Source organism: Clostridium sp. OM02-18AC (genome assembly GCF_003481825.1).
Classification (GTDB): Bacteria; Bacillota; Clostridia; order Lachnospirales; family Lachnospiraceae; genus Brotaphodocola.
In genome coordinates this window covers 16,406-30,802 of record NZ_QULW01000019.1, presented here as the reverse complement: position 1 = coordinate 30,802, position 14,397 = coordinate 16,406, and the positions used below count along the sequence as shown (strand labels likewise).

At 49.4% G+C, this 14,397-nt stretch carries 15 protein-coding genes, 3 tRNA genes and 1 other annotated feature; of the genes, 2 read left to right on the top strand and 16 right to left on the bottom strand.

The features are described from left to right. Positions 1-2: 2 nt before the first annotated feature. The 3 genes from DXB18_RS13020 to DXB18_RS13010 form a co-directional block, all read right to left on the bottom strand. The gene (locus DXB18_RS13020; RefSeq protein WP_207665788.1) at positions 3-1,736 is read right to left on the bottom strand and encodes an ABC transporter ATP-binding protein; all 1,734 of its coding nucleotides are present in this window, start codon (positions 1,734-1,736) and stop codon (positions 3-5) included. A 67-nt stretch (positions 1,737-1,803) separates the two neighbouring features. Continuing rightward, positions 1,804-2,241 (bottom strand): MarR family winged helix-turn-helix transcriptional regulator, encoded by a 438-nt coding sequence (locus DXB18_RS13015; RefSeq protein WP_118541156.1) that lies wholly within the window; start codon positions 2,239-2,241, stop codon positions 1,804-1,806. Positions 2,242-2,471: 230 nt separating this feature from the next. Further along, the gene (locus DXB18_RS13010; protein ID WP_118708238.1) at positions 2,472-3,344 is read right to left on the bottom strand and encodes an NAD(P)/FAD-dependent oxidoreductase; all 873 of its coding nucleotides are present in this window, start codon (positions 3,342-3,344) and stop codon (positions 2,472-2,474) included. Positions 3,345-3,685: 341 nt separating this feature from the next. Here DXB18_RS13010 and DXB18_RS13000 point away from each other — a divergent pair. Both DXB18_RS13000 and DXB18_RS12995 read left to right on the top strand, forming a co-directional pair. Beyond that, positions 3,686-3,769, top strand: a tRNA-Leu gene (locus DXB18_RS13000). Between the two features lie 5 nt (positions 3,770-3,774). Then, positions 3,775-3,858: transfer RNA gene (locus DXB18_RS12995), tRNA-Leu, on the top strand. A gap of 92 nt (positions 3,859-3,950) precedes the next feature. Here DXB18_RS12995 and DXB18_RS12990 read toward each other — a convergent pair. The 13 genes from DXB18_RS12990 to DXB18_RS12935 form a co-directional block, all read right to left on the bottom strand. Further along, positions 3,951-4,406, bottom strand: coding sequence for a SpoVA/SpoVAEb family sporulation membrane protein (locus tag DXB18_RS12990; protein WP_118541160.1), 456 nt, complete (start codon positions 4,404-4,406; stop codon positions 3,951-3,953). Positions 4,407-4,495: 89 nt separating this feature from the next. Further along, positions 4,496-4,951, bottom strand: coding sequence for a stage V sporulation protein AB (locus tag DXB18_RS12985; RefSeq protein ID WP_347560894.1), 456 nt, complete (start codon positions 4,949-4,951; stop codon positions 4,496-4,498). Then, positions 4,941-5,573 (bottom strand): stage V sporulation protein AA, encoded by a 633-nt coding sequence (locus tag DXB18_RS12980; protein ID WP_118541162.1) that lies wholly within the window; start codon positions 5,571-5,573, stop codon positions 4,941-4,943. The genes DXB18_RS12985 and DXB18_RS12980 overlap by 11 nt, the downstream gene beginning before the upstream one ends. Further along, complete coding sequence (locus DXB18_RS12975; RefSeq protein WP_118708236.1) at positions 5,570-5,797, bottom strand: hypothetical protein; 228 nt, start codon at positions 5,795-5,797, stop codon at positions 5,570-5,572. Before DXB18_RS12975 ends, DXB18_RS12980 begins: the two co-directional genes overlap by 4 nt. Positions 5,798-6,022: 225 nt before the next feature. Continuing rightward, a complete protein-coding gene (locus DXB18_RS12970) occupies positions 6,023-6,292 on the bottom strand; it encodes a hypothetical protein (protein ID WP_118708234.1) in 270 nt (89 codons plus the stop codon). Positions 6,293-6,423: 131 nt separating this feature from the next. After that, a complete protein-coding gene (locus tag DXB18_RS12965) occupies positions 6,424-7,143 on the bottom strand; it encodes a SigB/SigF/SigG family RNA polymerase sigma factor (protein ID WP_118708232.1) in 720 nt (239 codons plus the stop codon). A 6-nt stretch (positions 7,144-7,149) separates the two neighbouring features. Further along, complete coding sequence (gene spoIIAB, locus DXB18_RS12960; RefSeq protein WP_118541168.1) at positions 7,150-7,566, bottom strand: anti-sigma F factor; 417 nt, start codon at positions 7,564-7,566, stop codon at positions 7,150-7,152. Between the two features lie 135 nt (positions 7,567-7,701). Continuing rightward, positions 7,702-8,043 carry an anti-sigma factor antagonist gene (locus DXB18_RS12955; RefSeq protein ID WP_118708230.1) on the bottom strand — a complete coding sequence of 114 codons (342 nt, stop codon included), beginning with the start codon at positions 8,041-8,043 and terminating at the stop codon, positions 7,702-7,704. A gap of 179 nt (positions 8,044-8,222) precedes the next feature. Next, complete coding sequence (locus tag DXB18_RS12950) at positions 8,223-9,527, bottom strand: tetratricopeptide repeat protein (RefSeq protein WP_118708228.1); 1,305 nt, start codon at positions 9,525-9,527, stop codon at positions 8,223-8,225. Between the two features lie 12 nt (positions 9,528-9,539). After that, positions 9,540-9,674 carry a hypothetical protein gene (locus DXB18_RS16755; RefSeq protein ID WP_279220625.1) on the bottom strand — a complete coding sequence of 45 codons (135 nt, stop codon included), beginning with the start codon at positions 9,672-9,674 and terminating at the stop codon, positions 9,540-9,542. A gap of 114 nt (positions 9,675-9,788) precedes the next feature. Next, positions 9,789-11,051, bottom strand: coding sequence for a folylpolyglutamate synthase/dihydrofolate synthase family protein (locus DXB18_RS12945; RefSeq protein WP_118708226.1), 1,263 nt, complete (start codon positions 11,049-11,051; stop codon positions 9,789-9,791). 73 nt (positions 11,052-11,124) lie between these two features. Continuing rightward, positions 11,125-13,776 carry a valine--tRNA ligase gene (locus tag DXB18_RS12940; protein ID WP_118708292.1) on the bottom strand — a complete coding sequence of 884 codons (2,652 nt, stop codon included), beginning with the start codon at positions 13,774-13,776 and terminating at the stop codon, positions 11,125-11,127. Between the two features lie 123 nt (positions 13,777-13,899). Next, positions 13,900-14,179 (bottom strand) — a binding site (T-box leader). Positions 14,180-14,320: 141 nt separating this feature from the next. Further along, positions 14,321-14,394: transfer RNA gene (locus DXB18_RS12935), tRNA-Met, on the bottom strand. Positions 14,395-14,397: the final 3 nt, after the last annotated feature.

Here is a 14,397-nt window from a genome sequence, read left to right as displayed (position 1 = left end):
TCTTACGCCTCCTTACTCTTAGTCTGGGAATCAAAGATTTCCCGGTAAATGCCGTTGAATGCAACTAATTCGTCGTGGCTGCCCTGCTCAACAATACGTCCGCCGTCCATGACCAGAATGAAATCTGCATCCTGCACGGAAGAAATACGCTGGGCAATGATGATCTTAGTGGTATTCGGCAGTTCCTCGCGGAATGCCTTACGGATCAGGGCATCGGTCTTGGTATCGACTGCAGAGGTCGAGTCATCCAGAATCAGGATGCGCGGCTTCTTTAACAGGGCTCTTGCGATACACAGACGCTGCTTCTGACCGCCGGATACGTTGGTACCGCCGCGCTCAATGTAGGTGTCATAGCCGTTCGGGAACTGGCTGACAAACTCATCGGCCTGGGCGAGCTTACATGCGTGGATGATTTCTTCATCAGTCGCGTTCTTACTGCCCCAGCGCATATTTTCTTTGATGGTGCCGGAGAACAGAACGTTTTTCTGCAGGACCACGGCAACCGCATCACGCAGGGATTCCAGATCGTACTCGCGCACATCTTTTCCTGCGACCTTTACGCTTCCCTCGCTGACATCGTAAAGTCTGGAGATCAGCTGGATCAGGGATGTCTTGGAAGAACCGGTTCCTCCGATGATGCCGACCGTCGCACCAGACGGGATATGCAGGTCAATATCAGACAGCGCAAACTTTTTGCTCTTCTCGGAATATTTGAAGGAAACATGATCGAAATCCACGCTTCCGTCTGCAACCTCAGTTGCCCCGTTTTCCGGGGAAGTCAGGCTGCTCTCATGGTTTAACACTTCTGCGATACGCTCTGCACACTCGGAAGCCATGGTTGTCATGATAAATACCATGGAGAGCATCATGACGGATGCCAGGATCTGAACACCGTAGCTGATCAGGGAAGAAAGCTGTCCGGTCGTCAGCTCGGTCGCTCCGGAATTGACGATCATCTGCGCTCCGATATAGTACACCAGGAACATGGACAGGTACATGCAAAACATCATGGTCGGGTTATTGAATGCCAGGATCTTCTCAACAAAGGTGAAGTCCTTGCGCACCTCTTCTGCCGCCTGGTTGAACTTCTCGGTCTCGTAGGATTCACGGACAAAGGATTTTACCACACGGATACCGGCTACGTTCTCCTGCACGGAGTTATTTAAGGCATCGTACTTTTTGAAAATGCGCTTGAAGATCGGATGCACATGGGTGGCAATTCCAAACAGTACGCCTGCCAGAATAGGCAGGATACATAAGAAGATCAGAGCCATCTTCACATTGATGGTCATCGCCATGATCACGGAAAAAATAATCATGAGCGGGGTACGCACAGCCAGACGGATTAACAGCTGGTAAGCGTTCTGTACGTTTGTAACATCCGTTGTCATACGGGTTACCAGGGACGATGCGGAAAATTTATCGATGTCCGCAAACGCAAAATCCTGGATTTTAAAATACATATCCTGTCTTAAGTTTTTCGCAAAACCACAGGACGCCTCTGCCGCGTTTCTCGCAGCCAGCACACCACAGCCTAAAGACATGGTTGCCATGACCAAAAGGACCAGGCCATACTGTAAGATTGGTGTCATGGTGTCGGCAGACAGATGATCGATCAGCTTTGACATCACCAGCGGGATCATACACTCCAGTACAACCTCGCCTGCTACAAAAAGCGGTGATAAAAGAGACTGTTTCTTGTACTGCCGTACACTCTTCAGTAAAGTTTTAACCACTGCAATTCCTCCTTGTTTCCCTTGTAAATGATTCTGTTGCCGTTCATGCATACGTGAACAACAAGCATTACTCTGCCAGATTTTTCAGCATTTTGTCTGTCACAGAAAAAAAGACCTGCATCTCTTCCTCTGAGATACCGGCTATCAGCTTTTGATTGAGCTTATCAAGACCTTTCAGCACGCAGTCCTTATACTGCAGCGCTTTCTCGGTCACCACGATCTTTTTTCTTCTTGCATCGTACGAAACCGGCTCCTTGCGGATCAGCCCCCGCTGCTCCAGCTCCTTTAAGAGCGCAGTAGCCGTGGGTGGTCTGAGTCCGAATTCCGCCTCGATGTCTTTCTGGAAAACATCACTTTTCGTATGCTCTGCCAAAAGAAAATGAAGTGTGCGTCCCTGCGCTCCACTGAACATCCCGGAGCCGAAGGCCGCACACATCTCTCTGCTGATTCCGTTTGACAAACGTTTGATGCTGCGCATGGCAATTCTTTCTTCCTGCTGTTTCATTGCACCTCATCATGTTGTGTGACTTTGCAGCCGCCTTTTCGCCTTGCTTTTTTCGAAGCAGACCTTGATGTTACCTCTGTCGGCCGCATGTTTTATTTAGTTTCCTAAGTATGTTAGGACATTATCGCTAATTTGTCAATCGGAAATTTGTGAACTTTTTATGAAATCATACCAGGGGCAAAAAGTCTGGAATCCGATGCAGGCTTACTTGCAAGAGGATTGTGGACCTTTTACTGCTTTTCGTTTCTACGTTTCTGGTCCAGATAAGAAACCGCAGACAGTGCCGCAATATTTCCCTGCCCGGCCGATTTGATATACTGGTAAGGCCGTCCTGCAATGTCACCGCAGGCAAAGCATCCAGGCACATTCGTCTCCATCTGCAGGTTGACCGCCACATGGTTTCCATCCATTTGAAGTCCCGGTACCAGGTTCTTCGGAGACACACTCTCCCTTAAAATAAAAATGCAGTCTGCCGGATAACTTCCGGCACTGGCCACCAGTGTATCTGCCTTCATGCCGCCGGTAATCTCCTTCGGCACTCCGTTTACTACCGTAATCTTTTCCGAAACCTCCACCGGCTCCTTGTACATTGGGAAATAATACACCTTTTCGGCAATATCAGCCAGAAAATCGGCTTCCGCCTCCTCGGATTTCTGATATCCGATCACGGCCACCGTTGCGCCACGGTAAAGCGGCGCGTCGCAGGTCGCGCAGTAGCTGACGCCGCGGCCTAAGAATTCTTCTTCGCCAGGAAGCGGCTTGCCAAAATTGACACCGGTTGCCAGAATCACAGTATCCGCCTCGCAGATGTCCTGTCCCACCTGCAGGGAAAAATAATCGCCCATTGGATAGATCAGATTCACCCGGTCCTCCACGATCGGGATCTGCATCCGCTCAATGTGTTCCTCAAATGCCTTGCCAAGCTCTGCCCCGCTGATTTCCGGGAACCCAAGATAGTTCTGGATTTCCTGCGCTTTCTGTACTTTACTGCTCAGATCCCGGCTTCCTACTAATAAAATTTTCTTTTTGCGGATGGCCGCCGTAACTGCCGCGGAAAGTCCCGCCGGGCCGGTGCCGATGATGGCGATATCGTAACGTTCCATGTATAATCGTGCCTCCTTGCTTTCTCTGTTCTTTTGAATAGTTCTATTATACACAGAATTGTTTTCTTCTACAATCCTGCAAACAGGGCCGGAAGTTCCGAAATATCGAATTTCAAAAATCCCGGCACAAACGGCAGCGAAAAATTTAGCAGCATCAGCACCGTGTCATGCCTTTCGGCTTGCGGACTTTACCGCCGGTGGGGACTTACCTGCTATGATTCCCCCCGCCTCGAAGATCCTTATGCAATTTTTTTGATAGTTTTATTTTTTCAAAAATTTTTCAAAAATTCAAAAAAGTACTTGCGCATTTTTCAATTTTATAGTATAGTATGTTCTTGTCGGCGGGAGTGCTGGAATTGGCAGACAGGCTAGACTAAGGATCTAGTGGCAGTTATGTCGTGTGGGTTCAAGTCCCATCTCCCGCAGGTATGCAGAAGTGGCGGAATTGGCAGACGCGCACGGTTCAGGTCCGTGTGGTAGCAATACCTTGTGGGTTCGACTCCCATCTTCTGCATTGCAGAATCAGCGGACGCGCCACTGGTGCCTCCTCGATATGCTGAGCCAAATGAGCCATCGTACAGATCGTACGGTGGCTCTTCTTTTTTCTTACATAATCCCCAAAACTTTTCCAATCAAAAACAATATCCCCAAAAGCCAGCTCGTCAACACCCCAAACAGGATCACCGGCCCTGCAATGGTAAAAATTTTACATCCAATTCCGAATACGTGTCCCTCGGCCTTGTACTCAATAGCCGGGGCCACCACCGAGTTCGCAAAGCCGGTGATCGGCACCAGGGCTCCTGCACCGCCCCACTTCACGATCTTCGGGTAGATGCCAAATCCGGTCAGCAGCACACTCGCCAAGATCAGTTCGATCAGCATCCAGGTCTGTGCCGCTTCCTTTTCCATTCCCAGATACTTCATCATAAGCATCACAGATGCCTGTCCGACCGTGCAGATGATACCGCCTGTCACAAAGGCATGCAGCATGTCGCTCCCAAGTTCATTGACCGGCGTGATCTTTTTAATATATTCATCGTAAGCTTTTTTGTTTAATTCCATTTGGTATTTTCTCCTTTATTACTATGTGCGGTTCAGGCACGCATTGTGCAGACAACAACGAATTTCGAAACAATATTCACCTTTCTGATTCATTCTGCAGACATCCCGCACAAAAAATACGTCAGTGCCCCGGCAAGCTTTCCCAGTGCGATCGACAGAATCAGATACTGCAGCCCCACCGCCAGATAGAGCCGGCGGCTGATGACCGGCAGTGCCTTTAATGTTTCCGAGAGTGACATGACAAGACACCCAACAAAAATCCCTACCGCCATACCGAAAGTTCCTAAAAATAAGGATGACAGGCCAAACAACGGAATTGGGAATTCATACAGATCCACAAGATTTCCCAGCACACCTCCGGCAACGATCACGCTTCCATACAGCATGATATGCTCCTTCGTACCAGTTTTCCCGATCAGCCGCGGAAACACGCCGATGATCACCAGAAACGCAAAGACTCCTGCTGCGATCACGCCTCCCGCGCTGATGCCGATAAAAGCCAGAGCTGCATTCTGGATCATTCGCATTCCCAGACTAGGTAACATCGATTCCGCGCTCCTTTCTGGAATCATTCTGGATCACGGTCTTGCTGATGTTATCCTCATACAGCCGCATCTCCACCTCCAGCGGAGTTGGGTCCGTATTCAGCTTCCACTTTGCGAAATGATTGAAGAACGCGATGATCCCTACTGCAAGTCCCACGGAGTACGAGAGTTCCAGAATCGTGTATCCGGGCGATTCCTGCCCGGTAACAAGACGGTAAACTTCACCAAACACGGAAGTCACACTCACGTCGTTGTTAAAGGTCATGATTGCAAACGCTGCCCCGCAGAAACAGATGATGCAGACAAAGATGGTCTTGCACCACTGCCAGAACAGATTCTGCTTCACCTGCGGCTGATAGTCGATGATGAATTCCACTTTTCCCACATTGTTGACCGTGACCGACGAATCGGCGCTTTCCAGAATCCGGATCACATCCAGTGCATTTTCCACATACCGTTTTCGTTTTTCTTCCCGGATTGTTTTGATCTTTAAGCTGGCACAGCGGTTTTGCACATGCGTGTCGCTGCAGTAAACTTCCGCCACATCCTTCACCTGAATATCTGGTTTATGGACCTCTGTGATCTCGCGCAGATTCAAGTAGACAGTGTGCTGCGCACTCATACGGCCACCTCACAGACACAATCTAATACGTCTGTCAGATTCTGCTTCTGTTCCTCACTTTTATTCTCTCCAAGTTTTGTTTTCTGTACTTCCTGCCACACCAGAGTACCATCCGGTTCTTTTTTCTCAGGTCCATGATAGAAACAAAGCCAGCATGTCGCCATCACCAAAAGAAGCGAAAGCATTGCGATAAAGATACTGATTTTTGATTTAACAAATTTCATTTCCGTTCATTCCTTCCATTCTTTCTTCTGTCTATCTAAATTTGAGTATGCTCATTTATACCAACAGATATTCCCCATAAAAAAAGAAGCCACATACGGTTTCAACCGCACTAGCTTCCTTTCATAGCAAATGAGACAATTCAATTAACAATAAAATTTCATCTCATCCTCAACAAAAAACCTTTTCCACTCCGAGCATATCAGAAAGAACTGTGCAGAAACAAACTAGGCAATCCGGACACCTCCACTGGCTGCATACTTATAAATCAAATGTGCATTGCTCTGCAATAATTTTTCAAAAAATTCCATTTCAGAATCTGAATAACCATCGTTTTGAATCCATTTGTAATCTGGAAGTACACATCTGGCAGAATCAAAGCCTTCTTCTGTCGGGCGTTCAAAATTTACGATTACTTTTTTCTTTCCATCCTCCTCAATAATCTGGGAATGAACAATCTCAGTTTCATCAGCAAGCGTCATATACGGATACATCATAATTTTCCATTCTCCATTTCTCATATGGATCAAATACTTTTTTCCAACAACTTTCTTCTATTTCTATTATGACCCAAAGACAAAATAAAAGGAAGATACGAATCCCAAAATCATGATATTTATATGCGCAGCTATGCCCCCAGATATTCCCGCATCTGCTTCAAAATCCGTTTTTCCAGCCGTGATACCTGCACCTGGGAAATGTTTAGATCCGCAGCGATCCGCGTCTGGGTCTGATTTTCAAAATAGCGCCGCACGATGATCTCCCGATCTTTTTCTGGTAATTTTTCCATCAACTGGTTTAAGACAAGCCGGTTCATAAGCTGCTCCTCATTTTGTGTTCCATCCGGAATCCGGTCCATCAGGCGCAGTCCGCCATCGTCTCCATTTCCAGACTCCCGGTACAGCGATTCCACCTCAGCTCCGGCTCCCATGCAGGCTGCAACTTCTTCACAGCTGATATCCAGCTCCTTCGCAAGTTCCGAAAGTCCCGGTTCCCGCCCATACCGCGCTGTGAAAGCTTCCCGTGCTTTGTGGATGCGAAGTCCAAGCTCCTTTATAGAACGACTCACGCGGATCATGCCGTCATCACGCAGAAAGCGCCGGATCTCGCCAGCGATCATTGGCACTGCGTAAGTCGAAAAACGTACCCCAAACCCCAGATCAAACTTGTCCACCGCCTTTAAAAGGCCGATGCATCCGATCTGGAACAGATCCTCCAATTCGTGTCCCCGTCCGTTGTAATGTCTTGCCACACTCCAGACCAGCCCCACATTTCCCATGACCAGCCGCTCCCTCGCTTCCTCATCACCGGCATGGGCACGCTGCAAAAGCTTTCTTGTGTCATCCATACACATTCACCTGCCGATTTGTTTTCGCATAATAACCTTTGTCCCCTTGCCCAGCTCGGACTCCACATGGACCTGGTCCATAAAGGCCTCCATAAAAGAAAATCCCATACCGGAACGGGTTCCTGTCTTATCTGTAGTAAACATGGGTTCCATGGCCTTCTCCACATTCCGGATTCCCACGCCATAATCTTCCACCACCACCGTCAGCTCCTTACCTTCCGTCTCCACCTCAACAGTGATGATGCCGCTCTCGCCTCCATATCCATGGATTTCCGCATTGGTCACTGCCTCAGAGACAGCGGTCTTCACATCATCGATTTCCTCCAATGTCGGGTCCAGGCGGCTCATGAACACTGCAACCACGACCCGGGCAAACTCCTCATTTCTTGAAAGGCTCTCCAGTTCCATCCGAAAACGCTCCATATATTCCCATCCTCCCGTTTTTCAGCTTTTCGATTCTTTTGTCACAACCTGTCCCAGCTTTCCACGTACTGTTTTCCATTTTCTCCTGCCCAATCCAGACAGCTGTTTTTTGCAGTCATTTTCGTGCATGGCCTCTCACCCTGCGATCGCCGCTTCCTTTGTATCAAAATATTTCATGATCCGGCCAATCCCTCCGATGGCCAACACGCGCCCTACCTGGGCATTCACTCCATAAATTGTCACCGTGCCGCCGCTTCCCGCCATCTGTTTGTAGCGGTTCAATAAAATCCCGATTCCGGAGGAATCCATAAATTCCGTTCTGGAAAAGTCAAACACCACCTTGTTGATATAATTTTCCGATAACAAAAGATCGGTCTCATACTTTAAATTCCGGCAATTATGATGGTCTAACTCCTTTGGAAGATGAATTATCAGGGTCTGCCCGTGCGCCTCATAAGAAAAAGTCTGTTCGTACATATATAAAACTCCCTTCCTTTCCGAAAAATAAATCCACAACAGCGATGTGGCTGCTCAAGCTTCCCTCAAAAACAACACTCGCACCACTGGCACTGCTTCTAATATCCACTACAACAAAAAAGGTACGGCAGAGCACACATTCTGTGTATTCTCTGTCGTACCTTTTCTTATTTTTTAATTTAGTACCCTCTCTGGGTCTTCGCATCGTCCACATAATCCGAATTCGGATAATTCATGATGATGTCCGTAAAATACTGGGTCGCGGTCTGCTGGTCTCCGGCCGTCACATATGCCATACCCAGCTTGTAGATCACTTCCGGGTTGTCTGCCTTGATCTGCAGGCTCTTCTGGTAATATTCCTCAGCCTTTGCAGCATCTCCTGCCGCCAGCGTTTCATCGCCCATGTTCATGAGTACTGTGTAACCATTTTCAGCCATATCCTTCTGGATCCATGCTACCGTTTCATTCAGCACGCCGTCATTTAATACAGACCAGTCGGTATCCACATACAACAGCACGGCTGTCTGCTGGTCTTCATCCCGGTATGCCTGCAGGATTTTCACCAGGTTCTGGTACTGCGCCAGGGTGCCTCCACTGGAATTCTGCAGAGTCTTTAAATTTTCCTCTGCCTGATCCTGTGCACTCTTCGCTGTCTCCACCTTCTGGTTTAAGCTGTCGATCTCCAGATTTTTCTGGTTTAACTCCTCCAGCGTATTTTTCAGTTCCTGATTATGCTTCGCATTCAGGGACTCGGTACTCGCTGGCATGACCAGAAAGAAGATGACCATGGCACCAAGTACCAGGCCGACCAGGATATTTAATACTGACTGCCAGCCGGTATTTTCCTTATAGCTTGGCGGTATGATGATGTCATCGTCCTGCATCTGCCGGTGGGAAAAGGCATTCTGCAGTTTCCGTTTTTCCACCTCAGCCTTGCCGGTATTGTGCTTGGCGATGTCCATGTAATGGAGCGCCCACGGGTTGTAGCGGTCAATCTTTAAAGCCTGGTACAGGCACCGTCCCGCCTTGATATAATCCTCATGATGGAGGTACAAAAGCGCAAGCAGTTCCTGTGCCTTGACATACTGCGGGAATTCCTCTACCATGCGCATCAAAAGCAGGACAGCCAGATCCTCGTTGTCGTTCTGGGCATAGATCAGTGCCTGATTATACTTCTTCGCAGCCTGATCCGCCAACTCCAGATACCCTCTTGCCGCATGGACTTTACGCAGATATTCTTCTGCCAGGTTGTCCTGCTCCTGCAGGTTTAAGCTGATGACCCACTGGGTCAACGCCGCACCTACCTCGCCAATCTCATTGTAAATAAGACCCAGGAGATTTCTCGCATCGGTCTGATATTTGTCAAACCGGAGACTCTTTTTCAGCGCAGTAACCGCGCCGGACAGATCCCGGCTTTTTGCTTTTTCCAGACCAATGTTATAATAGGCATTGGCAATCTGCCGGTTTTTCGTTCCTGTTTTCATATTCGTTTTTTGTTACTCCCTGTTTTTCAGCAGTTCCACCATCAGATCTGTCATATCGGTCAGATCCTCTTTCACAATCTGCATTTCCACATCACCGACTTCCAGACTCGGCTGGAAGCGTGCGATCTCTTCTTCAAAATCCAGCATACAATTTCCTTTCGTCGTTTGCCGCCACCTGCAATCAGACAGCTGACAGCAGAAATGTTACTGCCCCACATACTCGCCCCGCAATGAAATTCCCCAATGCTTTTCCATGCGCATTTAACATCCGCGCTGCTTCAGGGTTTCCAGAATCTCCCCGATCAGATACAAAGAGCCTACCATATATAGGCGTTCTCCTTCCTTCTTTTCAGAAAGTGCAAAATCAAGCGCTTTCTTTGTGGAATCAAACGCAGTGACATGGCTGCATCCGGCTTCCTCAAACTGACGCGCCAGGGCATCTGCCTGAAGTCCCCGCTCACTCTGAAGCTGCACCACCGTAACCGATTCTGGAGAAAGTTCACCGCAAAGCAGCCGGATCATCTCACGGTAATCCTTGTCCGACACCGCCGCAAATAAAAGATGAATCCCCGGCTGCTGGCACAATGTCTCCTGCGGATCCATCTCTGCCATCTGCTCCTTCACTGCCTGGATAAATGCACGGATCCCGCCCGGATTGTGTGCACCGTCCACCCAGACATCAGGAGCAACCTGCTGCATCCGGCCATTCCAGTGCACCGAAGCCAGCGCTTTTTTGCACACGGCATCATCCACACCGGTAATATCCAGTACCTCCAGTACTTTTACCGCCAGTGCCGCATTCATAGCCTGGTAAGGCGCCGCAAAGGAAACCTCCCGGTACGCACCTTCTGCCGTAAGTCCATAAGCTGCGCAGCCAAGCCTGTCCGCAGCTGCCGCGATCACGGCTCCTGCCGCCTTGTCGTTATTATCATACACAAGCGGCACCCCCGGCTTGATAATCCCGGCTTTTTCTGCCGCGATTTTCTCCACGGTATCACCCAGATACTGCGTATGGTCGAGACTGATCGAGGTGATCACACAGGCTAACGGATGCCGGATCACATTGGTCGTATCCAGCCGTCCGCCCAGTCCCGTTTCCAGGACAACAAAGTCCGGCTTTTTCCGTCCGTATAAATCCATTGCCATCAGGAATACAAACTCAAAGAAGGTCGGGTGCGAATAGCCCTCTTCCATCATTTCGTCAGTGACAGCCTTTACCCGGGCGAAGCTTTCCGAAAAGTCTGCCTCATCAGCCGGTTTTCCATCATAAAGGAACCGCTCCTTCACGTCCACGAGATGCGGGGACACGAACGTTCCCACATGATACCCGGCTTCCATGAGAATGGCTGTCAGGTCCGCACACACCGAACCCTTTCCGTTGGTTCCTGCCACATGGATGATGTTTAATGCTTCATCCGGATTTCCCAGCTTTTCCAGAAAATCCCGGACCTCATCCAGCGTATTTTTCTTTTTTGTCCAAAGCGGGATCCCCAGCAGGTAATCCCGCGCATTCTTGTCTATCATTGTAATCTATGCCTGTCCACTTAAAATTATGAACGATTGCGAAATTTATTTTTGTTCCACTTCACGCCGCCAGTTACTGCAGCTGTGCCAGACGTGCCTTTACCTGCTCCATCATCTGGGTGTATTTCTCCAGCTTAGCCTTCTCCTCGTTGATCTTTGCTTCCGGAGCTTTGCTTACGAACTTCTCGTTGGACAGCATGCCGTTTACACGTGCAAGCTCCTTGGTGAGGCGCTCTTCCTCTTTCTGCAGGCGCTCAACCTCTTTCGCGATATCAACCAGCTCTGCAAATGGCATATAGATGGATGCCTCCGGAATTACAACGGATACTGCGTCATCGGCAATGCCCTGCTTATCCTTCTGTAAGAATACCTCGCTTGCATAGCCCAGGGTTGCAAAGAATACCTTGCTGTGCTCGAAGATCTGAAGCAGCTTCTCATTTTCGGAAACCACATAAACCTTTGCTTTCTTGCTCGGTGCCACGTTCATGGAAGTACGCACATTACGGATCGCACGGACTGCCTCCTTGATGGTCTCCACGGCATACTCATCCTGCTCAAAGTTCCACTCTGCCTTGTACTCCGGCCATGCGGATACCATGACGGACGCCTCCTCATCCTGCAGGTTGCAGAAGATCTCCTCGGTGATGAACGGCATATACGGATGCAACAGTTTTAAGGAGTTGATCAGAACCGTCTTTAAGGTCCACAGTGCTGCTACCTTGGTGCTGTCCTCGTCGTTCCACAGACGCGGTTTTACCATCTCGATGTACCAGTCACAGAACTCTTCCCAGATGAAGTCGTAAACCTTCTGCAGGGCGATACCAAGCTCGAATTTATCCAGGTTCTCGGTAACATCCTTCGCAAGGGTGTTGACCTTGGACAGAATCCACTTATCAGCCATGGTCAGGTCAGATAAGGAAACATCGTGTACCGGAGCCTTCTCCATATTCATCATGATGAAACGGGATGCGTTCCATACCTTATTTGCGAAGTTACGGCTTGCTTCCACTCTCTCCCAGTAGAAACGCATGTCGTTGCCCGGTGCATTACCGGTGATCAGCGTCATACGCAGGGCATCTGCGCCGTACTTGTCGATAACCTCAAGCGGATCGATCCCATTGCCAAGAGACTTACTCATCTTGCGTCCCTGGCTGTCGCGTACCAGACCGTGGATCAGGACGGTGTTGAACGGACACTTGCCGGTCTGCTCATATCCGGAGAATACCATACGGATAACCCAGAAGAAGATGATATCGTAACCGGTTACCAGCACGTCGGTCGGGTAGAAGTATTCCAGCTCCTTGGTTTTTTCCGGCCAGCCCAGGGTAGAGAACGGCCACAGTGCAGAAGAGAACCAGGTATCCAGGGTATCCTCATCCTGCTTTAAGTGGGTGCAGCCGCACTTCGGGCACTTCTCCGGCATGGATTTTGCAACGGTGATCTCGCCGCACTCCTGGCAGTAGTAAGCCGGGATCCGGTGGCCCCACCACAGCTGTCTGGAGATACACCAATCACGGATTCCCTCTAACCAGTGCAGATAGGTCTTTCCGAAGCTCTCCGGAACGAATTTTAAGTCGCCGTTCTTCAATGCTGCGATCGCCGGTTTTGCCATCTCATCCATGCGGACGAACCACTGCTGTTTTACCATCGGCTCAACGGTGGTCTTGCAGCGGTCATGGGTTCCTACATTATGGGAATGCGGAACAACCTTAACTAACAGCCCCAGTGCCTTTAAGTCTTCTACCATAGCCTTGCGGGCCTCATAGCGGTCCATACCGTCATACTTGCTGCCCTTGCAGTCGATGGTCGCATCGTCATGCATGATGCAGATCTCAGCCAGGTTGTGGCGGCGTCCAACCTCGAAGTCGTTCGGGTCGTGAGCCGGGGTGATTTTCACGCAGCCGGTACCAAACTCTTTGTCTACATATTCATCCGCAATCACCGGGATCTCGCGGTCAGTTAACGGAAGCTTTAACATCTTGCCGATGATATCTTTATAGCGCTCATCCTCCGGGTTTACTGCAACTGCGGTATCACCAAGCAGCGTCTCCGGACGGGTGGTTGCGATCTCAACGAAACGGCCTTCCTCGCCCACGATTGGGTAATTGATGTGCCAGAAGAAGCCATCCTGCTCCTCATGCTCTACCTCTGCGTCGGAAATAGAAGTCTGGCAGACCGGACACCAGTTGATGATACGGGAGCCCTTGTAGATGTAGCCTTTCTCGTACAGCTTTACAAATACCTCAAGCACAGCGTCAGAGCAGCCCTTGTCCATGGTGAAGCGCTCTCTGTCCCAGTCAGCGGAAGAACCAAGCTTATGCAGCTGCTTGATGATGCGGGTGCCGTACTCTTTCTTCCAGTCCCAGCATGCCTCCAGGAATTTATCGCGTCCCAGATCGTGCTTATCGATGCCTTCTTTTCTCAGCTTGTCGATTACCTTCACCTCGGTTGCGATTGCTGCGTGGTCGGTACCCGGCTGCCACAGCGCCTCGTAGCCCTGCATTCTCTTGTAACGGGTCAGGATGTCCTGCATGGTGTTATCCAGTGCATGACCCATATGCAGCTGTCCGGTAATGTTTGGCGGCGGCATAACGATGGTAAACGGCTTCTTGCCCTCTCTCTTTCCGCGCTCAGCATCTGCGTGGAAGTACTTGTTATCCAGCCATTTCTGATACAGCTTTTCCTCAATGGCAGAAGGATTGTAATTCTTTTCCAGTTCTTTCATGATCATTTCCTTTCCTTATGTGTAAATGTGTAGAAATCCTCTTTTCCACGGCAGCTCTCTGGAACAATTGCATTTCTTCTATAATAAATAAAGAAAGCCCTCTATACAGAATCTGCGTTCTGCATAAAGGGCGAAAAGTTCCGCGGTACCACCTTTGTTTCTCACTTTGTCACTGCTGCCAGAAGCAACAGCTGTCTCCTTAACGCGGATCAGACGGGAACCCCTACTTCGTCTAAATCCAGACTGCAGGGTCCTCTTTGAAACACTCCGCACTCCAGATATGATTCAGGATTCCGGCTCCGAAGCTACCTTCCGTGCGCGCCCTCTGAAACCGTCTTCCAGCCGATGGACGGTTCTCTCTGACAGAAGCTTACGACGTACTCCTCTTCTTCCCAGCCTGTTTGCATATCGTGAATATTTTAAAGCAAAGAGGCGGAAGTTGCAAGGGGTTTCTGGAAAATTTATGATTCTTTTTATTCTTTTCCAAAACAAACAGAAAAAGCAAAAAAGACAACCCATTTTCACAGATTGCCTTTCTTCATCGTAGCGGAAGGGAGATTTGAACTCTCGACACCACGGGTATGAACCGTGTGCTCTAGCCAACTGAGCTATTCCGCCATA